At 44.9% G+C, this 26,542-nt stretch carries 28 protein-coding genes; 14 read left to right on the forward strand and 14 right to left on the reverse strand.

Annotated elements, in window-relative coordinates; all coding sequences use genetic code 11:
- Nucleotide 1 precedes the first annotated feature (1 nt).
- The 8 genes from AZI85_RS17225 to AZI85_RS17260 all read right to left on the reverse strand — a co-directional run bounded on the left by AZI85_RS17225 (nt 2) and on the right by AZI85_RS17260 (nt 7,562).
- On the reverse strand, nt 2-469 hold the full coding sequence (locus tag AZI85_RS17225) for an ExbD/TolR family protein (RefSeq protein ID WP_253696815.1): 468 nt from the start codon (nt 467-469) through the stop codon (nt 2-4).
- A gap of 2 nt (nt 470-471) precedes the next feature.
- Nucleotides 472-1,161 (reverse strand): MotA/TolQ/ExbB proton channel family protein, encoded by a 690-nt coding sequence (locus AZI85_RS17230; RefSeq protein ID WP_063245204.1) that lies wholly within the window; start codon nt 1,159-1,161, stop codon nt 472-474.
- A 272-nt stretch (nt 1,162-1,433) separates the two neighbouring features.
- A complete protein-coding gene (locus AZI85_RS17235; protein WP_063245205.1) occupies nt 1,434-2,255 on the reverse strand; it encodes a hypothetical protein in 822 nt (273 codons plus the stop codon).
- A gap of 259 nt (nt 2,256-2,514) precedes the next feature.
- Complete coding sequence (locus AZI85_RS17240; protein ID WP_063245206.1) at nt 2,515-3,528, reverse strand: cytochrome d ubiquinol oxidase subunit II; 1,014 nt, start codon at nt 3,526-3,528, stop codon at nt 2,515-2,517.
- Nucleotides 3,525-4,826: a cytochrome ubiquinol oxidase subunit I gene (locus tag AZI85_RS17245; protein ID WP_063245207.1), complete on the reverse strand. Its 1,302-nt coding sequence runs from the start codon at nt 4,824-4,826 to the stop codon at nt 3,525-3,527. The genes AZI85_RS17240 and AZI85_RS17245 overlap by 4 nt, the downstream gene beginning before the upstream one ends.
- Before the next feature lie 78 nt (nt 4,827-4,904).
- The gene (locus AZI85_RS17250; RefSeq protein WP_172795352.1) at nt 4,905-5,945 is read right to left on the reverse strand and encodes a DUF4421 family protein; all 1,041 of its coding nucleotides are present in this window, start codon (nt 5,943-5,945) and stop codon (nt 4,905-4,907) included.
- Nucleotides 5,945-6,976, reverse strand: coding sequence for an alpha/beta hydrolase (locus AZI85_RS17255; RefSeq protein WP_063245209.1), 1,032 nt, complete (start codon nt 6,974-6,976; stop codon nt 5,945-5,947). The genes AZI85_RS17250 and AZI85_RS17255 overlap by 1 nt, the downstream gene beginning before the upstream one ends.
- 31 nt (nt 6,977-7,007) lie before the next feature.
- A complete protein-coding gene (locus AZI85_RS17260; RefSeq protein WP_063245210.1) occupies nt 7,008-7,562 on the reverse strand; it encodes a hypothetical protein in 555 nt (184 codons plus the stop codon).
- Between the two features lie 305 nt (nt 7,563-7,867).
- Here AZI85_RS17260 and rpmI point away from each other — a divergent pair, with 305 nt between their 5' ends.
- From rpmI to AZI85_RS17305, 9 genes are all read left to right on the forward strand, one after another.
- Nucleotides 7,868-8,059 (forward strand): 50S ribosomal protein L35, encoded by a 192-nt coding sequence (rpmI, locus tag AZI85_RS17265; protein ID WP_011164102.1) that lies wholly within the window; start codon nt 7,868-7,870, stop codon nt 8,057-8,059.
- Between the two features lie 83 nt (nt 8,060-8,142).
- Nucleotides 8,143-8,490 (forward strand): 50S ribosomal protein L20, encoded by a 348-nt coding sequence (gene rplT, locus AZI85_RS17270; protein WP_063208145.1) that lies wholly within the window; start codon nt 8,143-8,145, stop codon nt 8,488-8,490.
- Nucleotides 8,491-8,507: 17 nt separating this feature from the next.
- Nucleotides 8,508-9,563, forward strand: coding sequence for a type 2 isopentenyl-diphosphate Delta-isomerase (gene fni / locus AZI85_RS17275; protein ID WP_063245211.1), 1,056 nt, complete (start codon nt 8,508-8,510; stop codon nt 9,561-9,563).
- Nucleotides 9,560-10,876, forward strand: a complete 1,317-nt coding sequence (locus AZI85_RS17280; protein ID WP_063245212.1) for a hydroxymethylglutaryl-CoA reductase, degradative — start codon at nt 9,560-9,562, stop codon at nt 10,874-10,876. Before fni ends, AZI85_RS17280 begins: the two co-directional genes overlap by 4 nt.
- 8 nt (nt 10,877-10,884) lie before the next feature.
- The gene (locus AZI85_RS17285) at nt 10,885-11,784 is read left to right on the forward strand and encodes a hypothetical protein (protein ID WP_063245213.1); all 900 of its coding nucleotides are present in this window, start codon (nt 10,885-10,887) and stop codon (nt 11,782-11,784) included.
- Nucleotides 11,781-12,761 (forward strand): diphosphomevalonate decarboxylase, encoded by a 981-nt coding sequence (gene mvaD, locus AZI85_RS17290; RefSeq protein ID WP_063245214.1) that lies wholly within the window; start codon nt 11,781-11,783, stop codon nt 12,759-12,761. The genes AZI85_RS17285 and mvaD overlap by 4 nt, the downstream gene beginning before the upstream one ends.
- Nucleotides 12,751-13,638, forward strand: a complete 888-nt coding sequence (locus tag AZI85_RS17295; protein WP_063245215.1) for a mevalonate kinase family protein — start codon at nt 12,751-12,753, stop codon at nt 13,636-13,638. The genes mvaD and AZI85_RS17295 overlap by 11 nt, the downstream gene beginning before the upstream one ends.
- Before the next feature lie 75 nt (nt 13,639-13,713).
- Entirely contained in the window at nt 13,714-14,418 is a 705-nt protein-coding gene (locus tag AZI85_RS17300; protein ID WP_063245216.1) for a DNA alkylation repair protein, read from the forward strand.
- A 94-nt stretch (nt 14,419-14,512) separates the two neighbouring features.
- Nucleotides 14,513-15,349 carry a trypsin-like serine peptidase gene (locus tag AZI85_RS17305; RefSeq protein WP_063245217.1) on the forward strand — a complete coding sequence of 279 codons (837 nt, stop codon included), beginning with the start codon at nt 14,513-14,515 and terminating at the stop codon, nt 15,347-15,349.
- Between the two features lie 18 nt (nt 15,350-15,367).
- On the opposite strand, the gene AZI85_RS17310 is transcribed toward AZI85_RS17305, so the two are convergent.
- From AZI85_RS17310 to AZI85_RS17325, 4 genes are all read right to left on the reverse strand, one after another.
- Nucleotides 15,368-16,123 (reverse strand): TrmH family RNA methyltransferase, encoded by a 756-nt coding sequence (locus AZI85_RS17310; RefSeq protein ID WP_063245218.1) that lies wholly within the window; start codon nt 16,121-16,123, stop codon nt 15,368-15,370.
- 11 nt (nt 16,124-16,134) lie between these two features.
- Nucleotides 16,135-16,551, reverse strand: a complete 417-nt coding sequence (locus AZI85_RS17315) for a hypothetical protein (protein ID WP_063245219.1) — start codon at nt 16,549-16,551, stop codon at nt 16,135-16,137.
- Entirely contained in the window at nt 16,548-17,672 is a 1,125-nt protein-coding gene (locus AZI85_RS17320; RefSeq protein ID WP_063245220.1) for a winged helix-turn-helix domain-containing protein, read from the reverse strand. Before AZI85_RS17320 ends, AZI85_RS17315 begins: the two co-directional genes overlap by 4 nt.
- Before the next feature lie 74 nt (nt 17,673-17,746).
- Complete coding sequence (locus AZI85_RS17325; protein WP_063245221.1) at nt 17,747-18,598, reverse strand: 16S rRNA (guanine(527)-N(7))-methyltransferase RsmG; 852 nt, start codon at nt 18,596-18,598, stop codon at nt 17,747-17,749.
- A gap of 111 nt (nt 18,599-18,709) precedes the next feature.
- On the opposite strand from AZI85_RS17325, the gene pheS reads away from it, so the two are divergent.
- From pheS to AZI85_RS17345, 4 genes are all read left to right on the forward strand, one after another.
- A complete protein-coding gene (gene pheS / locus AZI85_RS17330; protein ID WP_063245222.1) occupies nt 18,710-19,735 on the forward strand; it encodes a phenylalanine--tRNA ligase subunit alpha in 1,026 nt (341 codons plus the stop codon).
- A complete protein-coding gene (gene pheT / locus AZI85_RS17335) occupies nt 19,732-22,176 on the forward strand; it encodes a phenylalanine--tRNA ligase subunit beta (protein ID WP_063245223.1) in 2,445 nt (814 codons plus the stop codon). The genes pheS and pheT overlap by 4 nt, the downstream gene beginning before the upstream one ends.
- A gap of 126 nt (nt 22,177-22,302) precedes the next feature.
- Nucleotides 22,303-22,641 (forward strand): integration host factor subunit alpha, encoded by a 339-nt coding sequence (locus tag AZI85_RS17340; RefSeq protein ID WP_063208455.1) that lies wholly within the window; start codon nt 22,303-22,305, stop codon nt 22,639-22,641.
- Nucleotides 22,607-23,146, forward strand: coding sequence for a MerR family transcriptional regulator (locus AZI85_RS17345; protein ID WP_253721051.1), 540 nt, complete (start codon nt 22,607-22,609; stop codon nt 23,144-23,146). The genes AZI85_RS17340 and AZI85_RS17345 overlap by 35 nt, the downstream gene beginning before the upstream one ends.
- A 28-nt stretch (nt 23,147-23,174) precedes the next feature.
- On the opposite strand, the gene AZI85_RS17350 is transcribed toward AZI85_RS17345, so the two are convergent.
- The gene (locus AZI85_RS17350) at nt 23,175-23,906 is read right to left on the reverse strand and encodes a substrate-binding periplasmic protein (RefSeq protein WP_172795353.1); all 732 of its coding nucleotides are present in this window, start codon (nt 23,904-23,906) and stop codon (nt 23,175-23,177) included.
- A gap of 168 nt (nt 23,907-24,074) precedes the next feature.
- Here AZI85_RS17350 and AZI85_RS17355 point away from each other — a divergent pair, with 168 nt between their 5' ends.
- Nucleotides 24,075-26,129 (forward strand): S9 family peptidase, encoded by a 2,055-nt coding sequence (locus AZI85_RS17355; RefSeq protein WP_063245225.1) that lies wholly within the window; start codon nt 24,075-24,077, stop codon nt 26,127-26,129.
- Between the two features lie 39 nt (nt 26,130-26,168).
- Here the strand turns inward: AZI85_RS17355 and AZI85_RS17360 are convergent, their stop codons facing one another.
- Nucleotides 26,169-26,402: a hypothetical protein gene (locus tag AZI85_RS17360; RefSeq protein ID WP_063245226.1), complete on the reverse strand. Its 234-nt coding sequence runs from the start codon at nt 26,400-26,402 to the stop codon at nt 26,169-26,171.
- Nucleotides 26,403-26,542 lie beyond the last annotated feature (140 nt).

Consider the following 26,542-nt stretch of genomic DNA (forward strand, 5'->3'; position numbering starts at 1 on the left):
CCTACCCAAGTGGGGATAAACCCACACCTTCAAATTGATTCTGTTTCAGCTTGTCCATAATACGAATCACGTCACCGTAAGAGGCTTGTGCTTCAGGACGAACTACGCCTGTTTTAAGATCAGGCCATTTTGCACGCAGAGCTTGAAGTTTTTGTTCAAGCACGGCCCAGTTCACACTGCGACCTGAAGCCTGAATTTGCTCTTCGTGAGTTTTAGCATTGGGCAAATCGCGCAAGGACAGTTGAACTGCACCCTGTGTGTTTACCGTGATCCAAAGGGATGGAGGATTCTTTGCTCCAGCCACAGAGTTATCACCGATCGCTTGGCGCGTATCGATTGTTCCGATCTGAATCCAAACCGCTGTTAGAAGAAGGAAGCAGATAAGAACCGATAAAATGTCCAAGATCGGTAAAATATTAAGTTCAAAGTTCAAATCTTTGTCGTCGCCCGATCCGCCCATCATGCTCATAACTATCTCCCAGAGTTAGCAGGAACTTCTTTAGTTGTAGAAACCGGCTCGTAGTGGAAACCCAATTGGATGAAAAGGTTCAAAGCACCTTTGTTAAGGTCATCCGTCAAACGAGATGCACGGTTTTGCAAAACCGCATACATGATCAAAGCAGGAACTGCCACGATCAAACCGTAAGCTGTTGTATTCATCGCCAAAGAAATACCTTGAGAAAGGATTGTCGCTTTTTCCGCTGGGTTCGCATTTGAGATACCCGCGAAAGAGTGGATCAAACCTGTGATTGTACCTAATAGACCTAATAGAGTGGCAACGTTAGCAAACATCGCCAAGAAACCAATGCGTTTTTCTACACGAGAGTTTTCTTCAAGAAGAACTTCATCCATTTTAAGTTGGATCTCTTCTTTACCGCCCATATCCATTGCCGCTTGAATGCCGGCCGCCGCCACTACGCCCAAGGGTTCTTTAGTGCCCATTTGCAAAGAGCGACGAAGAGCTTTTTCTAAGTTTCCAGAGCGAATATCTTCCGCCAGAACTTTCGAAAGTTCTTTCTGATTTGTTTTACGAGCACCAAAAAGCGCAAAAGCTCTTTCTGCGATGATCGCGATTGAAACGATTTGGGCTGCTAGAATAGTCCACATCCAGATTGCATCTGCTGATGTAAAGCCACGACCTAATGATAATAAGAATTCCATAATAATTTATCCTCCACGGTAAATTCTGAACCCTTAGGAGCAATGAAGGTGCCAGAAGAGGCGTCGAAGTTTTTGACACTTTTCAAAAGTGACAAAATAAGGCTCATGGAACAGCGGGAAGCATTAGTTTTGAGATCGCAGTGAAAAGGACGGAAAAGTTTTTCCTAAATTATTCCTTAGTGATTTTCCTAGATGAAATTCAGATTTTCTGAAGAAGCCAGAATTTATACTTAGTTCACACTAGAGCCGCAAATTGGCGCAAGCTGAAGTGCTTAAGGAGTTTTAAACCAGCAAGCGGGGCGGGCGGAAACTCCCTCCGCGCAAAGGTTGAGTTGCATGTCTTTTCGCTCATAATCCAAAGGGAGCACATCTTTGCACAGAGCTCCGGCAAAAAGAGTGTCCAGGCGACATTGTCGAGAAGGATAGCTATCGGCAATCGTAGTATCACTGACAGTTTTATCGGGAGTGTTAAATGAAATAGGGAAGTCCATCACCATCGTCAGAAAACTAAATCCTGCTAAAGCCGTTCTTTGGCAAAGATACGATTCAGACGTGCGCAACCCCCACACCGAATCACATAAGTTTGTAACACGTTGAGGAATCTCTTTTCCATTTAAGGCCGCTCGATGATCTTCCCCCGCGACCATTTTTCTAAAGCAGACCGCCGTCGAGTAATAATCTGATTGTCCTTCTGAAGTTAAAAGACTCTTGCCGCTTTCATCGATCGGGCCTTCCCACTCAGCGGGAACACTTCTTAACGGGCGACCTCCAAAAAGATGTCCCGCTTCATGACAAAGTGTTAAGGCTAGAGCATCTTCGCTCACACGCGAAGACGTCAGCATCCCCACATCAACACCGATGCCGTACTTTTTTAGTTCGTTGCGCACGGCTTGCGCCGAAACGGTTGTTCGATCCCAATGAATCTCTAGAAAGAATTCTTCCCCTCGGGCTTTGGCGATGGGCTCATAAAGACTTTTAGTTTTCGCGAAAAGAGCTTGCGCTTTTTCCGGCGCGACTGAAGTTTGCGCTACGCTGAGCGCACTTGAAAGAAATAATAGGAGTAATAAGAACGAACTAAAAAGTCTCAAAAGCATACAGGTCTTATCGGAAGAAACCAGAAGTAAGATCACTGGACTTAGTGCCGTAAAGCATGTTCATGCAGATACTTCATGTTCTTTATCCTGAACACAGAAAATTTTATTGAGGCTTTGCGCGAATTTTTCAATCCTATTTGTGGGCAGCTTAAAAAGTTTCGCCCGTTTCACTTCGAGGGAAGATTGTTGGATAAGCAATCAGTCACCGACGGTGAGCCTTGGGGGAGGCAAATTGACCATGGACGGTCAATCCTTGCCGTTACATCTCTTCTGTCGTCCCGGTCTTAAATACCTTCATCAAATAGAACAGACTTGGAAAAATAAAAAGACTTCCGACTAAAAGAGCCATCACCAATTGCCAAAGTGTCGCTAAGGGAGCTGCGGCTTCGTAAAAACTGACCGGTCCTTGCGCCGTCAAAAGAGCGTTCGGTGCATTGAGCACATACCATCCTGCCAAAATCAAAGTGATTTGTCCGGCTGCCACCGTGCGGGTTAACAGAGTTTGTCGTTTTCTAATAAAAAACCAAAGCGCGATGAAGAGCGCTGTTGCCGCAATCATGATGGCCATAGTGATTTTACTTTCAAAGAAGTCAGCAAACAAAGGCGTGCGCTCATCGGCTGAGGCCGCAAAAACAAAAGCGCCAGAAAGGACGACTAAGTAATTAAGAATAAAAGCGCGTTTGATAAACATCTTTTTAAGATCCAGATTTTCTGTTTCACCGATCAAATACACACTGGCTAGGAAAGCGAAGATACAGACAACGAAGATACCCATGCAGAAAGGATAGAGTCCCCACCACGGAGCGATGTACGCTTCGTGAAAGTCGGTGCTTAACGGATCAATCAAACCACGATTCAAGCTTCCGGCAATGATACCTAACCACATCGCCGTCCAAAGACTCGAAGTTCCAAAAAGAACTGTGTAGACGTTTTGTGATTGAGGCGCTTGCACAGCATCGTAATGCCGAAAGGTGAAAGCACATCCGCGAACAACGATGCCGAAAAGCAGAGCCACCATTGGAATGTGCAAAGACGTCATAAGAAGCGTGAAGATCGAAGGAAATCCCATGAAAAGTATCACGACAACTAAGATCAGCCACATGTGATTGGCCTCCCACACGGGACCCATCGCATCGTTGATAACCTTTTTTTGTGAATCTCGTAAACTGCCTGCAGGAAGAAGTTCTAAAATACCGGCACCATAATCGGCGCCACCAAACAGAACGTAAAGTAAAAGCGAAGCTCCAATAAAGAAAAGAAGAATTTCAATCATTGAACCTCAAACTTTCTTTGGGCGACGGCAACTTGCCGTTTTAGCAGCCAGACCGTAACGAAACTTAAGAATAGATACAAAGCTAAGAATAAAAAGAAATGATATTTCATTCCTGGCACTGGGGTGACGGCATCGCGTGTTTTCAGAATCCCGTAAATGATCCAAGGTTGTCGTCCCACTTCAGTGACGATCCATCCAGCTTCCATCGCAACAAATCCCAAAGGTGAAAAGGCGATGATGGTTTTTAAAAGCCAAGATGGAAAAGTGTTCTTCCGTTGATAGATGAAAAATAAGATCGCGATAAGAGCCATTGCTGTTCCAATGGCGACCATGATTTGAAAGCTAATGTGAGTGATGACTAGCGGAGGCCACAACTCTCGAGGAACTTGATCTAAACCCATCACTTCGGCATCAACATCATTGAAAGCCAGAAAGCTGAGCATTCCAGGAAGAGGAATGCTATAATCCATAGTTTGGGTTTCGGCATTTGGAATACCCCCAATGTGCAAAGGGGCACGTCTTTCGGTTTTAAAGTGACCTTCCATCGCAGCCAACTTCACCGGTTGCAACACGGCCACTCGTTGAGCAGCAAAGTGTCCAATAAAAGGCTGGGCAATGGAAGCGGCGGCTCCAAAACACATCGCGATTTTAAATGCTTTCAGATGAAGTTCTTGAGCCCGGCCTCGAAGATATAAGAAGGCATGAATACCCGCGACCGCAAAGCCCACCGCTTGCAAGGCGGCAAATTGCATGTGCAAGGTTTGATGGAGCCACGCCTTATTAAACATCGCGGCCACAGGATCAATATTCATTGCTTCGCCATTCACCCAATCAAAACCGGCCGGCGAATTCATCCAGCCATTCGCAGCGACGACGAAGACGCCAGAAGCAAAGCCGCTAATACCCACCATTAAACCAGTGCCCCAGTGAACCCAAGGTCGCATCTTCTTCCAACCATAAAGAAAAAGACCAATGGCAATAGCTTCTAAAAAGAAAGCGGTGCCTTCCCACGAAAAAGGCATTCCAATAATGGGGCCGGCGTATTTCATAAACCCGGGCCAAAGGAGTCCCAATTCAAAAGACAGTACAGTTCCCGAAACCGCGCCCACCGCAAATAAAATCGCGACACCTTTCATCCACATTTTAGTAAGCTCTAGATATTCAGGATTTTTCTTCTTTAAAAAAAGATAGTGAGCCGCTGACATAAAAAAAGGCATTGTCATGCCGACCGCAGCAAAGATTATGTGAAACCCTAAAGAAAAAGCCATCGTTGAGCGGGCAGCCATCAGGTCTGTCATGGCTTCACTTTATTCAATTCAAAATCTTAGGTCAAAGTGAACCTGCGACTGCAACTCTGTGTTGCTTTACACAAGCAGCTAATCAAACCAACTTGAAACTAAGTTCGCGGGAGGAATATTGACGTTCTCGAAGCGATAAGAATAGAACACCAAAAGTTCAATATTGCTTGATTCGATATTGCCGCTTTCGATGGTGGTGCTGACAGCATCGGAGATGGCTTGGAATCCGACGGAGTGTCGCAGACCATTGTATCCAAAACCCAGGCGTCCCGTACTGAAAGTGCCCATGGATTCGCTAGTTTCATCGTCTTTTACAACGTACTCTAAGTTCACTCGTTGATAGCCTACGCCCAATCCGATAAAACCCGTCGCATAGAAATTCTGATAAACGGCAATTCCGCCAATAGCGACACCCGGGCCCGCCGTGTCCCGTTGCATGCCATCTAAATCGCCCAGGCTTCCAAATTGCGATGTTGCGGACGGCGGGATAAACGCATCCTTTGCGGCAATTGAATTTCGACTGGCATGAAAATAAGCGGAAACACCCCAATCACTTTTCTTTTGAAAACCCGCCTGATCAAAAGCCATGGCTTGCGAAAAAGTTTCTTCGTTCAGGTTCCAGTAAAAGTTAAATCCAAAGTTTCGCGTTTTAATATCATCGCGAAATATCTTTTTCGAAGTGTTTGCATAGGAAGGATCTAGCTCGGCCGAGTTTTCAATATAATATCCATCGTAAGCTTGCAGAAAAAATTCATAGCTACGCTTACCAAAAAATCTAAGTTGAAAATCGACCGCGGAAGAAGAGCCGTAATTTTCTTTATCCTCTTCGTCGACAGGATTTTGCACTGAAGCGGTAAAACCCAAATTACGATAAGAAAATCCAACACTCGTTTTTGACGGCGAGTTCGGTAAAAACTTCGCATCCGCCAGTCCCGAGGGGGCAAGAATAGTAAAATTATAACGAGGCACCGCCAAACCCAGTTTTACTTTCAATGTGTCCTTGGATTGCGGTGTCCAGCTCCAGTCTTCGTATTCTGAAGCCGTGTTGAATTCAGGAGTGGAGGTTTGGGCCTGGGCGATGTTGAAAGCCAAAACCGCGCAGAGGAACATCCACTTCATTAAGTTCTCCATAGTGAAGAAAGCCATTTCCAAACTTCCACGCGTCGCTCGCCAATATCAAAATGATTTCCATCAAACTCGACATACTCGTGAGAAAGACCTTGAGATTTAAAGAATTTAGAAATCTGACGACTGCCGTATTGAAGGTGGAAGTTGTCTTTGCTTCCAACATCCAAATAGATACCCGAAAGTTTTTTTAAATTAGAAATACGCTTTGGAAGAAAATGAAGGGGATCTTTTTCAAGCCACTGCTCCCAGATAGCGGGGATTTTTTCTGCCGTGTGAAGGTCGAGCGGCCAGTGAAATTCAACGCCGTGACCTTTCGCCGAATAACAAGAAGCCATGCCGAACGCATTCACCACGGAATGCCAGTTTTTCGCTTTCAATAATTTTTTATTTCTAAGTTCTTCAAGAGCACGGGCAGCCGACTCTTTATATTTTTCCCAAAACGGATGGGCGTGATAAAGCTCGGGTAAGAGGCTCGCCTCAAAAAAACAATCCGGCGCGATCGCTCCGACATAACCGAAGATTTCAGGATGCTTAGATCCTAAATGAAGGGCCCCATAGCCTCCGCTGGAACCTCCCATCACACACCAGTCTTGGGTATTGTGAGAAACTGGGAAGTGCTCTTTTAATGCAGGGATGATTTCTTGAATAATATAGTCTTCATAGTTTCCCGTGGCTGCGGAATTTAAGAACTGCGATCCGCCCCAAGAAGTCAAAGCATCGACAAACACGTACAAAGCTTCGGGCGCTTCGCCACGTTCAAAGGCTTGGTCTATCACCTGTACGGCATTTTGTTCATTAAACTTGGGATTGAAATAAAACGGAGAATTTCCTGTGAATCCGCCTAAGACCATGACGACAGGCCATGGACCTTCATTGCGAGGAAGAAGAAGGGGATTAAAGCGTGTCGCCGGATCTTTCAGAGGATTGTTCTTAAGCGCAGCACTTTCAATTTTAAGTGTTTCAATTTGAAAGTGCTGAACTTCGTAAGCGCGATAATTTTTTAAAACTTCAGAGGTGATCATGAAAAAAGTCTGTCACCTTCTGAAACTTCAATCAACGCTTATCGTGGTATGAAAGGGGCAGGCGTTCGGCTTTTTCCAAACGAAGGTCTTTCCTGATAAATCCTGTGTAGTTCATATCGCCGTCGACCACGGCTTCGGCCGATTCGCTTAAGACCACCATGTGTGTGGATTCAAAAAAGCGACCTGTGCCATCAAAGCGAAAGCCGACAAACAAAGTGTAAGCCGCGCCCGCAGACATCCAGCCACCGCGACCAAAAGATGTTTGTACTAAATCTGTCCATTCGACAGCGCCGCACTGAGGGATGTAACCGTCAGGCGTCGTGCTAGTTTCCTGGCAGTTTTCTATTTCAAGCTCGTGTTTGATCTTGCTCAGTTCAGACGTGGGATCCTGAAGCATGATTTGGATGAATTCAGGCATTTCAGAGGCATCGATGTAGGCGGCGACCTGAGTGCCGTCCTTTTCTTCTGTTTCGATGCGAACCGTGGCGCTATTGGCACCCGTTTTTAAGATTTTCTTGGGCTCTATCGCATGAGCAGATAAAGAAAGTGAGACTAGCAATACGACAGTCGAAACAAGTTGGTTCATACAAGACCCTCTTTGAGTAGGTTGGTTTAATCACCTTATTTTTAAGCAAAATTCTTGTATCAAAGAATGGTGGGGAACTCTCTAGAAATCTCTGAAATCTGTCTTAAATTATTGAAATTATGAGGAAAACGAAATAACTTGGCTTATCCGCAAGGTCCTCTTTAATTCCGGCTAACCCCTCAAAAAAGCTTGCTTTTACCCGACATGCGACATAAAACCATGAGTCCATAATTATGACTGTCTAAGGCAATGGTTAAGAGCTGTCCCCAACGGGAAAGACGCCTTATCGGTGGAAGGTAAACATTATGAAAATGCGCACTCACTCAGGCGCTAAAAAACGTTTGAAAGTTCTTTCAAGCGGTAAAGTTAAGAAAAAAAGCACTCGCATGCGTCACTTGAACTCACACATGAGCTCAAAAACGAAAAGACAACTAGGTAAGACATCATACGTAGAAGACGCGAACATGTTACAAGTTCGTCGTTGCTTGGTGTTCTAGGAATTAATCTAAAAATTTTAAATGTCTTTTCCGTACGTAACTTCGACGAAGTTCGAAGATGTACAGTAAATTTGAGGTAGAAAATGGCTCGTGTAAAAAGTGGTAAAACAAATCGTGCTCGTCACAAAAAGGTTCTTAAAAGAGCAAAAGGTTACTATTCAGCTGGTTCTCGCGCGTACATCCACGCGGTAGAGAAAAATGACCGTGGTATGGCGTATGCTTACCGCGACCGTAAAGCTAAAAAACGTAACTTCCGCACATTGTGGAATCAACGTATCAATGCAGCAGCTCGTTTGAACGGAACTACATATTCTCGTTTGATCGGTGGCTTGATTAAAGCTGGCATCCAAGTTGACCGTAAGATCTTGGCTGACCTTGCAATCAACGATGCAGCAGCATTCACTGCTCTTTGCAAACACGCTTTGGCGTAGGTCTGCAATAGCAACCCATGGAAGAGTCTAATAGCCAATTTGAACAAAGAAAGCGCGATCACATCAAAATCGCGCTGGATCCAAGGTCGCAGACTGAGGGACAAAATGGTTTAGACTCGATCGAATTAATTCATGAGGCTTTGCCTAATTTGGATTTTAAAGAGGTCGATATTTCGACCTCTTTCTTTTTAAAAGACCCCGTCACAAAAGATTCTGTTTCTCTTTCTTCTCCCATTTTTATTTCCTCTATGACTGCAGGCCATGAACAAGGCCGTGAAATCAACGAAGCTTTGGCTCGTTTGAGTGACCGTCGCCAGATTCTTATGGGTGTAGGCTCGCAAAGAAGAGAGTTGGAAGATTCCAATGCCGCTGAAGAGTGGAACCGAGTGCGCCGTCAGGCTCCGAAGGCTTTGCTTTTGGGAAATATTGGAATCGCTCAACTGATCAAAAGTCCGATCGACAAAGTCCAACGTCTGATCGAGTCCACCGAAGCCATCGCGCTTTTTGTGCACGTGAATCCTCTTCAAGAGGCTTTGCAGCCCGAAGGCACTCGTGACTTTCGACATGGAATAGAAGCTCTAGAAAACCTAGTAAAAATCGCTGGCGTGCCCGTCATTGTGAAGGAAGTGGGCTGCGGTTTTTCCGTAGAAACTCTAAAACGTCTCGAAAATGCCGGTATTTACGCTGTCGACGTCGCTGGCAAGGGTGGAACTCATTGGGGGCGCGTAGAAGGCTATCGCTCTCAAGAGAATGATTTACTGTATAAAGTAGCGCAAACTTTCGCAAATTGGGGTATTAGTACAGTACAGTCTGTTTTGAATGCCAAAGAAGCCCGCGTGAGTTATGAAATCTGGGCTTCGGGTGGCGTTAGAAACGGACTTGAAGTCGCAAAACTTTGCGCTTTAGGTGCTAACAAAGTAGGGCTCGCAAGACCCTTTTTAGAGGCGGCTCTGAAAGGTGATGAGGCCTTGGAAGAGCTTATGAATAAATTAGAAACTGAACTTAAGATTGCTTTGTTCTGTACTGGTTCAAAAAATCTTAAAGACCTTCAAACAAAGAGGGTGATTCGATGAAAAAGCAGCTTCTAGACATCTTTAAAGGTTTCTCAAAACTTTCTCGCGAGGAAAGATTGAAAGCGTTGATGGACGTTGGCGTTCTTCATGATTCCGATGTGGAGTATCTGTCTAAGGGCGGATTGCGCGACACTTCTTTGGGCGAAAAGTTTATCGAAAACGTCATCGGCTATTTCCAGCTTCCTTTGGGAGTAGCAACTAACTTCAATATCGATGGCAAAGACTACGTGATCCCGATGGCGGTGGAAGAAACTTCTATCGTTGCAGCGGTTTGTAAGTCGGCGAAATGGATTCGTGAATCAGGTTCCATTACAACGGAAGTTGTGGGTAACGATATCATCGGTCAAATTCAATGCGCAAAGATCAAAGACTTTGCGAAGTTTGAAAAACAAATTCTATCTCAGAAAAACTTCTTAATTGAAATCTCAAACCGTGAAGTGGCGTTCGGTCTTGTTCGTCGTGGCGGTGGGGTGCGTGATATCCAAGTTCGCCGTGTGCCTCGTGGTGACGGAACGGACATGGCTGTTGTTCATGTGTTGATGGACCCATGCGATGCTATGGGCGCCAACATCATGAACCAAGTTTGTGAATTCTTAAAAGAGCCGATCGAACAATTCACCGGCGAAAAAGTGACGATGTGTATTCTTTCGAATCTTGTCGATTCAAAAGTCACTCGTGCAACAGTTCACATCAAAGACATCGATCCTGAGTTGGCTGAAAAAATTGAAGAAGCTTCTTTGTTTGCTCAACAAGATCCTTATCGTGCAGCGACGAACAATAAGGGCGTTCTTAATGGGATCGACCCAGTTCTGATCGCAACCGGAAATGATTGGCGCGCGGTGGAAGCAGGCATTCATGCTTATGCTTCACGTGATGGACAATACCGTTCGATCACTCGTTGGTTCCGTGATGGCGAAGGTGGACTTAAAGGTATCTTTGAAGCCCCTTTGATCGTGGGTACGGTTGGTGGTGTAACAACTCTTCATCCGACAGCGATGATGTGTATGAAGATGTTGGGAACGACTTCGGCAAATGAGCTTTCTCGCGTGATTGCGGCTGTTGGACTGGTGCAAAACCTGGGGGCTTTAAAAGCTCTGACGACAGTGGGAATTATTGAAGGCCATATGAAACTTCACACGAAGAATTTGGCTTTGGGCGCGGGCGCTGAAGAAAAAGAAATTCCTCTTGTACAAAAGAAACTTGAAGAAATCTTAGCGGTTCGTAAACGCATCTCTTTAAGCAATGCAATTGACGTGCTTAAAGAACTTCGCTCTTCGCAAAGAGCGACGACGACAACACACACACACAGTTAGGAGAGGCCATGTCCCTGGTCTTCTCCGTACCCGGCAAAACTTTTATCGCGGGCGAATACCTGGCTTTGCAAGAAGGACCGACACTGGTCTTTTTGTCACAACCTTGTTTTGAGCTTGAAGCCAACAAAGGCACGGGCCGCTTAGGTTCGATTCATCCTGAATCTCCGGCGGGTCTTTTTGCGCGCAAACATCAGGATTACTTCTCTCAATTTGATCTTAATTTTAAAGACGCTTATGCAGGCAAAGGTGGCTTTGGTGCTTCAACAGCCCAATTTTTAGGTGTCTATGCTTTGTGGCTTTATAAAGAAGCGCCTCAGCAGGACATGGAAAAGCTTCTGGATTTCAAACATCTTTTAGAAGCTTATTACGAAGTCGCGTGGAAAGGTGAAGGTCAACGTCCTAGTGGCGCTGATCTTGTAGGACAACTCAAAGGTGCTTTAACTTTCTTTGAAAAGCGCAAAGGTCTGATTTCGGTTAAGAGCTGGCCGTTTGAAGATTTGGAGCTGCACCTTCTGCACACTGGAAATAAAGTCGCCACCCACGAGCATCTTAAGAATTTAAAAACTTTTGATGCAAGCTCTTTAGAAAAAAGTTTCGCGACGATTCGCGAGTCTTTTGAGACTCAAGATAGTTCTGTTTTTGTTTCAGGCATTAACGCCTATGCTGATTCTTTAAAGTCCTTGGGCTTTACCTGCAACGAAACTCTTTCTTTATTAAATGACATCAAGCAAATTCCTGGCGTGGTGGCGGCGAAAGGCTGTGGTGCTTTAGGTGCCGACGTCGTCCTGGTGGTCACTCGTAAACTTGAGTCGGAAGGACTGAAACAGTTCTGCCAAACACGTCAATTATCCTTAATGGCATCTTCGCAAAAGATCGCCAATGGTCTGCAAGTTCGAGGAACTCTATGAATCAAGTTTTAGTTTCTGCTCCTTCCAATATCGCTCTTATCAAATACATGGGTAAGATCGAAGGCTCTGGCAATAAGCCGACGAATGGCTCTTTATCTTATACTTTGGAAAATTTAAGAACCTTCGTGCGTTTGACAGAGATTGAAGGTGGGAAGGATCAATGGAAGCTTCTTGTTCGCGAAGATCTAGAAAAAATGGATCTTTCCGAAAAAGGGCAACAACGATTTTTAAAACATCTGCAAAATCTGAAAGACAAGTGGGGAGTCACCAAGAACTTCCTTGTTGAGTCTGCGAATAACTTTCCTTCCGACTGTGGTCTTGCAAGTTCCGCTTCGAGCTTCGCAGCTTTGACTTTGGCAGCAGCGCAGATGTTTCAAAAAATCAATCCGCAGCCTTGGGGTGAAGATAAGAAGGTTTTATCTGAACTATCTCGTCAGGGGTCCGGCTCTTCGTGTCGTTCGTTATTTTCTCCTTGGGCGATTTGGTTGCATGAGTATGCAGAACCTATGAATCTTCCGGTCAAAGACATGCATCACATCGTCGTTGTCGTAGAAGATTCAAAAAAAGAGGTCTCAAGTTCAGAAGCTCATAAGCTAGTGACGACGAGCCCTCGTTTCGAGGGTCGTGTGGAGCGTGCTGAGATTCGCCTTAAAGATCTTTCGCAAGCTTTGCAATTTGATGACTGGCACATGGCCCGTCAGATTGTCTGGGATGAGTTCATTGATATGCATCGCTTGTTTGAAACAAGCACACCGTCGTTCAGCTATATGACGGACGGATCCAAAAAAGTTTTGGAGGAATGCCAAAAGCTTTGGAATAAATGGCAAGACGGTCCTTTGGTGACGATGGACGCGGGTGCGAACGTGCACATGCTTTTCAGGAATGATCAGAAGAAGTCTTTTGAAACTTATCGCGAGCTTTTTAAAAACGAATTCAAAGTCTTAGCCTTTGAAGGTGTGAAATCCGATGTCCATTGATTTTACTTGTAAATCATTTGGAAAATGGATCCTTGCTGGCGAACACGCCGTCCTGCGCGGTGTTCCCGCGTTGGTTTTTCCTATTCAGTCGCGCAACTTAGAATTGAGTTACGCACGCACGGAGTCCGCATTGGAGCTTCGTCTGGTCGGAGACCACGGCAAAGATCTTCAGCTTCTGGTTTGGGGAGTTTTGGAAAAGGCCTGTGAACTTAAAAAAATCTCTCGGCAAGATCTTAAGGGGATTCTTCTTTTAGAGTCTTCAATTCCCGTGGGTGCGGGGATGGGTGCTTCGGCTGCTCTTTGTGTCGCACTCACTCGTTGGCTAGGTTATCTGGGATATGTCCAGGAGAATGAATACTACGAGTTTGCGCGTGATCTAGAAAACCTGTTTCATGGTGAAAGCAGTGGGGTGGATATCGCCGTCGCTTTATCGGGCGAGGGTTTATACTTCGTGCGAAATGGGGAACGCAAGCCATTGTCTACTTCGTGGAAACCGCATTGGTATATTTCCTATTCGGGCAAACGTGGCGTCACGGTGGATGCTGTTAATAAAGTTAAAGATCTTCTTTTGCAGAATCCTGAGGTCGGAGAAAAAATCGATAAGCAAATGGCGGAAGCCGTGGCAATCGCAGAAAAAGCATTAAAGCTTGATAGGCAAGAGGGGCTTCCTCTTCTGGCAAAAGCCATTGAAGAAGGCGGAGAATGTTTTGAGCAGTGGGGCTTGAATGAAGGGGCTCCAGGCAAGCACATACAATGGCTTAAAGAAAAAGGTGCTCTTGCTGTGAAACCGACCGGTTCTGGTGGTGGCGGCTATGTACTGTCATTGTGGGATAAAGTTCCATCTGAAGACGTCCTTGAAAAATTGATTCCTTGTTAATAGACGACAGACTTCTGCAAAACAGAAGTCTGTTCCTTTGTTGCGCTGACGAAGTTTCTCTCGTACCCTCAAGAAATGTTAGCGATCCAAAAAGATATTCTTAAGAAAAGAAAACCAGCCCGCGCGAAAACGCTGCAGCGTTTTTTTAAGACGGGACCTGGCGACTATGCGGAAGGGGATATCTTCTTAGGTTTGACTGTTCCGGAAAGCCGGTTGATCGCTAAGAAGTATAAGGATCTGCCACTGAAAGAAGTCAGCGTTCTTGTTAAATCCCCGCATCATGAAGAGCGCCTGATTGGACTTTTGATTTTGGTAAGTCAATTCTCGAAAAGTTCTGAAGAAGTGCAAGAAAAGATCTATAAGTTTTATCTAAAGCACACGAAATATATCAATAATTGGGACCTCGTTGATTCTTCGGCAGAATACATCGTCGGCGCTTTTCTGTATAATCGCGATCGCAAGATTTTGCAGAAGTTAGCAAAATCAAAAAGCCTTTGGGAGCGCCGGATTGCCATGCTCTCCACGTTTCATTTCATCAAAAAAGGCGAATTGAAGGACACCTTCAAAATCGCTGAAATTCTAATGAAGGACCGTCACGACCTTATTCACAAAGCCAGCGGCTGGATGTTGCGAGAAGCTGGGAAAAGAGTGAGTGAAAAAGACCTTCGCCAGTTCCTGGATCGCTATGCTGCTCAAATGCCTCGAACCATGCTTCGTTACGCCATCGAACGGCTGCCCAAAGAAGATCGTCTTCGTTATTTGTCTCTCAAATCTAATTAATGAAGTTTAGCGATGCTCACAGGGTGTCATCGATCCCTTTTTTTGGTGACCCGGCCTCAGAGCTGAAATAGCTCCTTCTTTCAGAGGGGGCTTTATGAAGATTTTCTTAATCACCATTCTGTTGGCGACACAGTCTTGGGCTTTGACGAATGCGGTTCCTGCGGAAACACCCGAACTTGAATCCGTCGTTTTCTTTAGCGCCTTGGGATATGATCCTGAAAGCAAAGACACTGTTCCTGGAATGTGTAACGGAAATCTTTTGTCGGACCGGGTGATGGTGACCGCCGCCCACTGCGTTTATCAATCCGAAGTTTTAAAGTCCTGGGAAATCGATATTCAAGTCGGTGAGTACATCTATCGCAAAGCTCCGACGGGCGAAACTCGCCGCATCGGCTATATGACAAAGTATCGTGAGACCGTAAAGGCGCGATTTGTTTACGCCGCCGATTTAAAACGCCGTCTAGATTCTCAAGGTCTTCGTCTGCGTATCGGTCCTGCAGAAGACATCGCCATTGTTATTTTTGAAAAGCCGTTAGCACTGAAAGTAGACTTTCAATTCACTCAAATTGTTGCTCAGAAGGAGTTACCGTCGATTCACTCGCAGTTGATCAATTACTGGCCGACAGTTGTTACGATCAATCCCATCGAAGAAATCGCAACGACGGACACAAAAAGAATGGCACGATTAGATCGTATTACAAAAAGCTCTAGCACTTACGAATCTAAATCCACGTCGCGCGTACAGCCCGGTGACAGTGGGGCACCTCTATTTGCCAGAGTCGGGACTCAATGGAAGCAAATCGGTGTGACCAAAGGCCGTGCTGAGACTCTGTTTTCAAATTGGGACGTCTATGGAGTTTTAGACCAAAAGATCTGTCAGATGGCCCAACAGATCCCTGAAGCTGAAATCAAAAGTTTACTGTGTAAATAAGCTGCCTTCAAACGCAGCTTATTTCTGAGAAACAGAATAGCTGAATAGAGCAATACTGGCAGCCACGGTCGCATTCAAGGATTCCACGCTTTGCGTAGCGACTGACAAGCGCTTTAAACCTTTAAGGCCACTAAACCCAGGTCCCTCTTCACCAATAGCTAAGCGGATGTTTTTGGGCCATTTGAAAGTAGCGACATTTTCGCCTTTCATATCTAAAGCGTACACATCTTCGTTGCCGGCAACAAAGTCCGTGAATTTGCCAATGCGATAAAGCGGCAACTTTAAAAGAGCTCCGGCCGAGGATTTAATCGCCTTCGGATGGAACGGGTTGCAACTTTCTTCCGTCAGAATCATTTTGCTCGCACCAAAAGCTAAAGCCGAGCGCGCCAAAGCCCCAAGATTCGAAGGATCTCCCAATGGAGAAAGCACTTCCAAACCTTGAGTTTTTTCTGCCGACAACGCCGGAATTTCTTTCGGCTCTAAAACTAAGAGATTGTAATGGGTGCCAATGACATCGACTTCGTTAAACAGAGCTTTCGGAAGCTTAAAAACAGGGATGCGCTGGCCTTTTAAGGAGGCTGCCGTCATCGTCAAAGATTTAAGATCTTCATGAACCAACTCCGCTTTCACTTTGAAATTTGGATTTTCTAAAAACTCACCAATAAGCTTTTCTCCCATCAGGATGAACTCTTGGTGTTTTTTGATTCCGCGGGCGGAAGCTAAATCCACCCAGCGGCGAAAGTGGTCGTTGCTTTTTGAGCTGATCTCAATCACGGTGCAAATCCTTATTTCTGACGATACAGTCTAACATCGACGTAGCGGTTGTGGCCTTTGGCGATACGAAGCTTCGTGCCTTCATAGTCTTTGTAAAGAACGATGGCTGCTGAGTGGTTGGCGTCCATAACCAGCTTACCCCAAAACACATTGTCTCCGCGGTAAAGGGAGCCGACAGCTTTGTGAGTGAAAACAGCGCCAGAAGAAATCGCAATGGAAGCGCGGCCGATCTCTAAAGGATCTTTTTGAATATTGATATACCAAACGGCATTGTGTTCGTAAGCGACCCAATCACCATAGATCGTCGTTTCATTGAGGGCTTCACGCACCACGCTGGTTGGCCAAGGAACGATAGGTCCATCGCCAGGGCCGGCAAAGCTGAAAGAGGTCATGATGAAGACGGCCATAAAAGAGCTTAGGAGTTTCATAGTGGAGCTTCCTCTAAATTCTTAAAATGAACATGGGTTTGTGAGTTAAAGTAATAACCTTTGCGATCGCGCAGGATATAGCGCGGACTTTCTAAATCCGGCTCTAGCAAAGTGCGCAAACGTTTGATCGAAACATAGATCAAATTGTCGTGCAGATCGGGATCGTAAACTTGCGACCAGATTTTTTCCGCCAAATCTTCTTTGGAATAGCGTTGACCTGGGGTTTTGATGAACATCAAGGCCATATCAAAAAGTATGTGCTGATTTTTAAAATCAATCGGGCCTTTGGTTCTTTCGCGCACGAAACGATTCTTTTCGTCGATCTCGAAATCGTAGTGAGCTTTCTGATTGCGCTCGCTTTCGGGATAGATTTTTAGGATGCGCTTATAAAGGCGCGGCGTCTTTTGCGGATTTAAACCCTTCAAGGCAAGTTCAGCATAAAGGCGATAGTGTTCATGTTGTTGTTGGGCGCGAGCGACCAAGGCGAGTTCACCCAAGACCGAAGAAATGGATGTCTGATAACCATGAAGCTTCGCGGTTTCATAGTTTTTCCAAAGCGTGTTCAATGCAGCATCATGTTGTTGAGATTCGAGATAAACATATCCGCGAACATTATTTGCAATCAGTGAAAGCTCGGGGTTTTCGATCTCTGCCAAAAGTGTATCAATCTTGCTTAAGAGCTGAAGTGCCTGCGTGAAGGTTTTGGGATTGAACGACAGTTGAAAGGCATTGATGAGAAGGGCTCTGGCCAAAACTTCCAAATCACGACTGTGAGTGGCCTTGGTGATAGCAGAATCCAAGTAAGCTTGCGATTCTGCGGCTTTTCCTTGCGCCAAAAACCAGGATGCAATCAAAGTCTGTGCAGAGGCTTGAAGAGACTCAGAAAGTTTTCCCGAAGCCAAAAGCTCTAAGGCTTCCAGCATGACCTTTTCAGCCGTGGCGATGTCTTCAAGTTCAATACAAGATTGAAGATAAACACGCGCGCTTTCAATCCAGAAGGAATACTGTTCTGTCCGTGCAAATGTGTGCAAGGCTTCCGCCGCCGTTTCACGAGCCTCTGGCATATCCCCGTTGCGGGACTGCAGTTTGGCTAGTTGTAAAAGGTGGGGAAGATTTGTCATCGTTCGGGTTTCTATTTCTATGGGGAAAGAGAGTCAATTCTTAAAATTTCTTACTTGCCGGAGGAAAACGAGGCTTAAGTATATTTGGCCCAGCGTCTTTTCTCGTCTCCTGAGAGCTCATCAAATAAAAGCTCTTCGCCTTCATCCTCTTCGGGTAATGGTTTGTTTTTAATCTTTTCGTAAACAACCAAGCGGCGCTCGTGAGGCGTTTGCGGAAGAGTGTAGGCGACGTCTTCAACAAGTTTGTAATACTCAGACCACTCGGTGTCTTGAAAGGCTTTGATTTCGGGATCGACTCCAGGGCCTTTCATGAAATAAACGCGGCCGCCGGTTTGAAGGCAACTGATCACGTTCCCCAAAGTGTTACCGATATCTTCTACTGCGCGAGTAATTGCTCCATTCACAGGATACATGCAGTGTTGGTTGATATTGCGACCCAAGATATCAAGGTTTTGCAGTTTCATTTCAGAGCGGACGTGCTTTAAAAACTCCACTCGGCGCTGAACGCCTTCTCCTAAAAGAATCTTCTCTTCGGGAAGCATGATTTTTAAAGGAATTCCCGGAAAGCCCGGGCCCGTGCCCACGTCCAAAAGCGGGAATTGGAGTTTCGTGTATTTCAGAATGATGATGCTATCGATGAAATGTTTAATAGCGACGTCGCGCAGTTTCAGCAGGCGAGTAAAATTCTCTTTTTCCTGATTTAACATCAAAAGGCGGTAAAAATGCGCTAGCTGCAGGCGTTGTTGGTGGTTCACCATATCAAAACCATGATTGCGGAAGACATCGGCCAGGCGATCATTGGCCTCATTGAGCTCATAAATCAGCTCTGGCTTCTTATGACGACCCATATTTGAAGGGGAGAAGTTTCCGCGGGCTTCTTGACGGGCTTTATAGGGACTGTAATTCGATTTATTTTTATGCGCCATAAGGGTCCTGGGAAGATAGGGGGAAAGCCTTTAAACCTCAAGGCTTTTCTGCGCTGTGTGTAAAAGCTAAATGCTTGAAAATACGGGCCTCTGAGGTGATTATGAGACCCTATGTCCACGACCAAACTTGATTCCATCAAAGATACAGCCCTGGCGGCTTTTAAAGCTGCTCCAACATCCAAAGACCTCTACGACCTGAAGGTTCAGTACCTTGGGAAGAGTGGTTCTTTAACAGAGATCATGAAAGAAATGGCCTCTTTGCCGAAAGAGGAAAAGCCTCTGTTTGGTAAAAAGGTGAATGAAGTGAAGCAGCTTCTTGAAGCGGCTTACACGGAAGCTGAAGATGCTCTGAAGAAAAAAGAGATTTCGGCGAAAATGGCGGCTGAAGAAATCGACCTGACATTGCCTGCGGCTTCGCAGCCAAAAGGTTCGGCTCACCCAGTGAATATCGTCGTGGAAGAAATCTTTACGGTGATGGCGCGTTTGGGTTACAGCGTGCGCACAGGTCCATTGATTGAAAAAGATTATTATAACTTTGAAGCTTTGAATATCCCTGCGGATCACCCCGCGCGTGATATGCAAGATACTTTCTTCATCGATAAAAGCCATGTGCTTCGCACGCACACGTCACCGATTCAAATTCACTCTTTGGAAACAGAACAGTTGCCATTGCGTGTGATTGGTACGGGCCCGGTGTTCCGTTGTGACAGCGATATTTCGCATCTTCCAAACTTCCATCAGATTGAAGCTTTGTGTGTGGATGAGAAAGTTTCGATGGCGGATCTTAAAGGCACGATCAGTTTCTTCGTTCGTGAATTTTTTGGTCCTGGATTGAAAACAAGATTCCGTCCTAGTTTCTTCCCTTTCACCGAGCCTTCGGCAGAAGTGGATTGCTCTTGCCCAATTTGTAAAGGCAAAGGTTGCAGTCTTTGTAAACAATCGGGTTGGATTGAAATCGGTGGTTGTGGTCTTGTGAATCCGAAAGTATTCCAAGCCGCGAAAATCGAATATCCAAAATGGCAAGGCTTTGCGTTCGGCTTTGGTGTTGAGCGTATGGCGATTATTAAATACGGCATCGAAGACATTCGTTTATTCCCTGAAAATGATGTGCGTTTCTTAAGGCAGTTTGTAAAATGAAGATCAGTTTAAAATGGCTCCAAGATTATGTTGATGTGACCGAATTCTTTCAAAAACCGGAAGAGTTGGGTGAAGCTCTCACTCGCGCGGGTCTTGAGGTGGAAGAAATCACCAATCGCGCGAAAGACTTTAACCACGTGGTTGTAGGTCACATCTTAGAAAAAGATAAACATCCTAATGCGGATAAACTTTCTTTGTGCCGCGTTTCTACAGGTGAGGGTGTTGTTCACCAGATCGTGTGTGGAGCGCAAAATCACAAAGCCGGGGACCGTGTGATCGTGGCTTTGCCGGGAGCTGTGTTGCCTGGTAATTTTGCGATTAAAAAATCAGCAGTTCGTGGTGTGGATTCAGCTGGCATGCTTTGTTCTTTAAAGGAACTTGGTTTAGCGAAAGAATCTGAAGGTATCGCGATTCTGCCTGTGGATGCTCCCGTCGGCAAACCTTATGCAGAATACGCTGGTTATGACGACATCACTTTCGAATTAAAAGTAACACCGAATAGAGCGGACTGCTTAAGCCACTACGGTTTGGCGCGCGAAGTGGCCTGCCTCTATGGTAAAGAATTGAAAGTTCCCAATACAGAACCGAAAGTAAATTCTCAATCTACAAAGAGTGAAATCTCTTTGGATGTGAAGGCTTTTGATTTGTGCCCTCGTTATACCGGCCGTTATCTGAAGGGCTTAAAAGTAGGCCCTTCTCCAGAGTGGTTGGTGAAGCGTCTTGAAAGTGTGGGTATGAACTCTATTAATAACATCGTCGACGTCACAAACTACGTGATGATGGAATTGGGTCAGCCTCTGCATGCCTTTGATGCGGCTTTTATCGCGGGTAAAAAAGTGATTGTGGATCGCGCGACGAAAGGTGAAAAGTTCATCACTCTTGATGGCTCTGAAATCACTTTGACGGGTGAGGAGCTGACTATTCGTGATACGTCTCATCCAGCTTGTCTTGCAGGTGTTGTCGGTGGAAAGAACTCCGGCGTTACTGAATCTACGACTGAAGTTTTCTTGGAATCTGCCTACTTCCTGCCAATGAGTGCTCGTAAAACATCTCGCACTCACGGTATTGACACGGATTCCGCTTACAGATTCTCTCGCGGTGTAGATCCAGATGGTGCGCTTCGTGGATTGAATCGTGCGACAGCTTTGATTTTAGAAGTTGCGGGTGGCGAAGCTTTTGGTGATCACCATGACTTCTATCCAAATCCAGTGAAAAAAGCTCCCGTGACGATCTCTGTACAAACGGTGACGGATCGTTTGGGCTATCAAGCCGAAGAACACAAGTTCGTGGACTTCATGAAGCGCTTGGGTTGTCAGCTTGAACAAGCTGGCGTGGGTTCATATAAAATTCTTCCTCCGACATTCCGTTTTGACCTTGAGCAAGACATGGATTTGGTTGAAGAGTACGCTCGTTTGAATGGTTATGAACACATCCCGGAATCTTTGCCGGTATTTAAGACGATGCCGTCTCATCACGACAAGGCATTTATGCTGAATCGCACGACGAGCGAGTTGATGCGTGCGGAAGGTTTCCAGCAGGCCGTGAACTTTGCCTTTGTAGGCTCTAAAGCTGAAAAGGCTTTCTTAGGTTCTGTAGAAACTTTGAAAGCGGCCGGCTTGTCTGTTTCCGAAAAAGAAATTCGCATCATGAATCCATTGAATGAAGAAATGGATGTGATGAGAACTTCTTTGAGCTTCGGTCTCTTCAAGAATCTGAACACAAACTTCCACGCAGGCAATATGCAAGGTCGTTTGTTTGAGATCGGCAATTCTTTCTTTATGAAAGAAGACGGTACTTACGGCGAAACAAGTCGTTTGGCTTTGGCTCTTTGGGGGCGTGCTTCCAATCTTTGGAATAAGTCTTTGGATTATCCTGTGGTGTTCGAACTTAAAGCAGCGGTTGAAGTGTTGCTGAAGTCTTTGAATATTTCCGCCTACACGTGGGTGACGCCGGCAAATAAAGCAGAAGTGCCTGCATTCCTGCATCAAGGACAATATGCTCAACTTTTGGTTGAAGGTAAAAAAGTGGGTTTCATCGGAACTCTTCATCCCGTTCTTTTGGATGATAATAAGATCCGTGTGCCTGCGGCATTAGCAGAGCTTGATTTAGATCAGCTTTACAAAGGACAACCTCGTCCTTACCGCATCCAAAGTATTTCAAAGTTCCCGGTGGTCGAGCGCGACTTTGCGTTTGTGATGCCGAAGACTTTGAAAGTCGGCGATGTGCTTAAAGATATCCGTAAGGCAGCGGGCTCGTTGCTAGTAAATGTGGATGTCTTTGACTTGTATGAAGGCGAAAAAATGGAGGCGGGTAAGAAATCCGTCGCGATTCGCCTATGGCTTCAAGATAAAAATGCCACACTGCAGGAAGCGCAAATTGCAGAGACGACAAACAAGGTGCTTGAGAGCTTGAAAAAGAATTTTGATCTTTCTGTGAGATAAATTCTTGATTGTTTTCAGTTACTTGTTACCCTTTGTAGTAGAAATGGTTAATCCCGCCAAAGCACGGAGTGCGAAGGCGGAAATGGAGTATAAATCATGGCTGGCCAGAACTTAGGTAAATCAACGGTGACTAAGGCCGATATCGTCGAGAACGTGTATCAAAAGATCGGTTTCTCGAAAAAAGAAGCTTCCGAGCTTGTTGAGCTTTGCTTCGATACTTTGAAAGACGTTTTGCAAAACGGCGACAAAGTAAAAATCTCTGGTTTTGGTAACTTCGTTGTTCGCGGCAAAAACGAACGTATTGGTCGCAACCCTCAAACAGGGGAGCAGATCAAGATTTCCGCTCGCCGTGTTCTTACGTTCCGTCCTTCGCAAGTTTTAAAAGCGATGTTGAACGGTGAAGAGTACGCTCACTTAAAAGATGAGGACGATGATGATGACGACGACTATGATGACAACGAATAGTGAGCCAGAACAACTCGAAATGGATAGTTCCGAGTTGTCTCTTGGTGATAGCCACGTTGATTTCGTTGAAGAGTCTGTTGCCACTCCGGTGACGGCTCCGATCTCGATTCCTGCCATGCTTTGTGATGACAAGCTTTTGGAAGAGATCAATGCCATCCCTGATAAAATGGGATTCAAAATTGGCGACGTAGCTGAAATCTTAGGTATCAAACAGTATGTTCTTCGTTACTGGGAAACAGAGTTTGAAATCCTGCGCCCTAAAAAAGCCTCTAACAACCAACGTATGTACACTCGTAAAGATGTCGAAAATGCGTTGTTGATCCGTAAACTTTTGCACCGCGATCGCTTCTCGATTGAGGGCGCAAGAAATGCGATGAAAGAGCTTAAAGCTCATGTTCGCAAAGAAAAAGACATGAGCCAGGTGATTCATAAGCTTGAGAACTTCAACGAGACGGTTGAAGACTTGATTATGGATATCCGAAGAGTTCGCCAAATGTTCAAATAGAAAAGGCCTCGCAAGAGGCCTTTTGTTTTTAAGGGTCTTTATTCAGGTTGTCTGAGATCTGTGGATACTGTCGAAGGTCGCCGCGCAGATGTTTTACCAAGGCTCTTTCGATTTTTGGCATGTCTTTGCCGTGTTTTTTGTGGAAGGTGAGATAAAGAGGAACCTCTTTAAATACCACGTCGCTGAAAACGATTTTATTTTTTGCTTCGGGGTGTGAGTTCACCGCGCTTTTCCCCACTTCTTCAATCGCGATAAAGTAATCGGCTTTACCTTCTAAAACTGCCGTTACGCTCTGCAGAGGGCTGTTCGAGTTTATAAAGTTAAGTTTTTGGCGAAGAGCTTCTTCTTCGATAATCTTATTGGCGGAAGAAACACAGCCTTTCAGAGTCGCCAAGTAGCTACTCGAAAAGTTCTTATCTCTGAATTTTGGGTTTTCTTTTAGATAAAAGAAACGGCTTCGCGTGTTTATTAAGGGAAACGAAGTGCTTACAGTTTTTTTGCGTTCTTTTTTAATATGAAGGTCGTCGTAAAGAATGCCGTCGATCTCTTCAGACAGCATTTCTTCATAGGGGACTTTGCCAGAAGTGACTTTGATATGAGCCTCAAAGCCTGCGTCCTTCAAAGCCTTTTGCACGAAGTTTTGATACTCGATGATCGAGCTCACTCTTTTTACTTGATACGGAATTCCCAATGTCAGTGATTTTTCCTGAGCATGGCCGGTGACGTTCCAGAGTAAGAAAATAAAAAATAATGTCCTCACAAAAGTTAGTTTACACGGAAGTAGGCGCGGATTCAATTTGTCTTCTATAAAGTGCAGGAAGTTTTTCTCCGGCTCCCATTGGTTTTTTTGATGGAGCGTAGTAATTTACATTGAGATGTTTCTTTGATTCTCATTGAGTGTCCAATTTCTTGTGTATAGAGTAGCAACATGAAAAATAAAATTTCCATTCCAAAGGCGCCTCAGAAGCTAAAAAATCTTGAACTGCACGGAGATGTTCGTGTGGATCCTTTCTTCTGGCTGCGCGAAAAAGAAAATCCTGAAACTCTGAAATACCTGAATGCAGAAAACGCTTATTATGAATCTCATATGAAGCCGCTGGCTTCTTTCAAGGATAAGCTCTTTAAAGAAATGAAAGCGCGAATCAAAGAAGATGATTCTTCTGTTCCGGCACCTTACGGTGAATATCTGTATTACACTCGTTTCAAAAAAGGAAAGCAGTACTCCTATGAGTGCCGAAAGCCTAAGGCCGGTGGTAAAGAACAGATTCTTTTGGATAAGAACATGTTGGCGAAAGGTAAGAAGTACTGCGATGTCACTTCAGTAAAGGTAAGCCCAGAGCATGATCTTCTTTCTTACTGTGCGGACTTCGATGGCTCGGAACGCTACACGGTTTATTTTAAAGACTTAAAGTCGGGGAAACTTCTTAAAGACACCATTCCAAACTGTAACGGAGCGGTGGCTTTTGCTGAAGACAATGAAACTATTTTTTATGTACGTTTGGATGAAAATCTTCGTCCTTACCAAGTGTACCGCCATAAACTTGGAAGCGCCGTTGAACAAGACGAACTTGTGTATCACGAAAAAGATGCCAAGCAATTTTTGGGTCTTAGTAAGTCCGCGTCTCACAACTTTATTTTTATCGGTAGTTACGGAAAGATCACTTCAGAAATTTGGTACTTGGATGCTCATAATCCGAGTTTGCCTGCGCGTTGTATTCAGGCTCGTATCGAAGGTTTGGAATATGACGTCGATCATGCGGGAGACAAATTCTGGATTCGTACTAATCTAGAGGCGCAAAATTTTAAGATTATGACGACGGATCTTTTAGCTACGGGAAAAGATCATTGGAAGGAATTTGTTCCACATAAGCCTGAAATTTTTGTCGGTGAGTTTCATCTGTTTAAAAACTTCCTGGTTCTTGGTGAGCGTGAAAACGGTCTTCCTCAAGTTAGAATTTTTGATTTGCAAAAGCAAAAAGATCACACCATTAAATTCAAGGATGCGGCTTTCAATGTGAGCATTACGCCGGATAATTATGAATATAAAACTGAAAACTTGCGTTTGAATTATTCGTCCCCGATCACGGTGCCGACAATTCTTGAATACAATATGCGTACTAAGGCGACAAAAACCCTTAAGACAAAACAGGTGAAAGGTCATAAGTCGACAAATTATGTGTGCGAGCGCGTGTGGGTGACAGGTCATGACGGAACTAAGATTCCCATGGTACTCACTTACAAAAAAGGTCTTAAGAAAAATAAAACCAATCCCACGTATCTTTATGGATATGGTTCTTATGGAGCGATCATTCCAGACTCCTTTCCGGAAAGACGCGACATCTTCCGTCTAGTCGATCGGGGTTGTGTCTTCGCTCTGGCTCATATTCGTGGAGGCGGCGAGATGGGGCGCCAGTGGTATGAAGATGCCAAGTTCTTGAAGAAAACAAACACGTTCAAAGATTTTATATCTTGTGCGGAGTACTTGAAGGAAAAGGGGTATTCGCATCCTCAGAAACTAGCAATTGCTGGTGGTAGTGCAGGTGGCATGTTGATGGGTGCTTGTATGAATATGCGTCCTGATCTTTTCGATGTCGTGGTAGCTCACGTGCCTTTTGTGGATGTGGTGAATACGATGTTAGATAAAGATCTGCCTTTAACTCAGACCGAGTACAAGGAATGGGGAAACCCCGAGGATCGCGAGTACTACTTCTACATGAAGTCTTATTCTCCGTATGACAATATTGAAGAAAAGAATTATCCGACGCTGTATGTGACTTGCGGTTTGAATGATCCGCGTGTGACTTATTGGGAACCAGCAAAATGGGTTGCCAAACTTCGTGATAAAAAGACCGACGACAATCTGATTATTTTTAAAACCAATATGGGTGCGGGGCACTTCGGAAGTTCTGGGCGCTTCGATCATCTTTATGAAAACGCGGAAGAATACGCGTTCGTCTTAAATCACTTTGGTATTAAGAAGTAAAAACGAAAAAAAGGTCTCTGGAAACAGAGACCTTTTTCTTTATAGAACCCTTGTCAGTGAATGAACCAAAGAAGCTGAAAATAATAAAAACAGAGTTACGTGGCTGATTTTATTTTTTAGGGCTTTCTGTTTAGTTTCCTCCCATGACGGCAAATACGCCAAAGCTAATATCATCATCGCAATTTGTAAGCCTTCTTGGGCATCGCCTTTTGCAAAAATAGAAAGGGCGAAAAGCGCGTAATAGGGGGCATATTTTAGAATTTTTTCTTTCATAATTGACTCCTTTAGTTCTTACCAGAGGTGTAAAGCGACAACCGTGCCCCGCTTCTGGTGTTTTATTTCGTATAGATTTTATTGGGCGCTGAAAGAGTCTGAATTTCCGGATTACTTTCCAGATTCCGCCACATGACTTT

The sequence above is a fragment of the Bdellovibrio bacteriovorus genome, assembly GCF_001592755.1.
Lineage (GTDB): Bacteria > Bdellovibrionota > Bdellovibrionia > Bdellovibrionales > Bdellovibrionaceae > Bdellovibrio > Bdellovibrio bacteriovorus_E.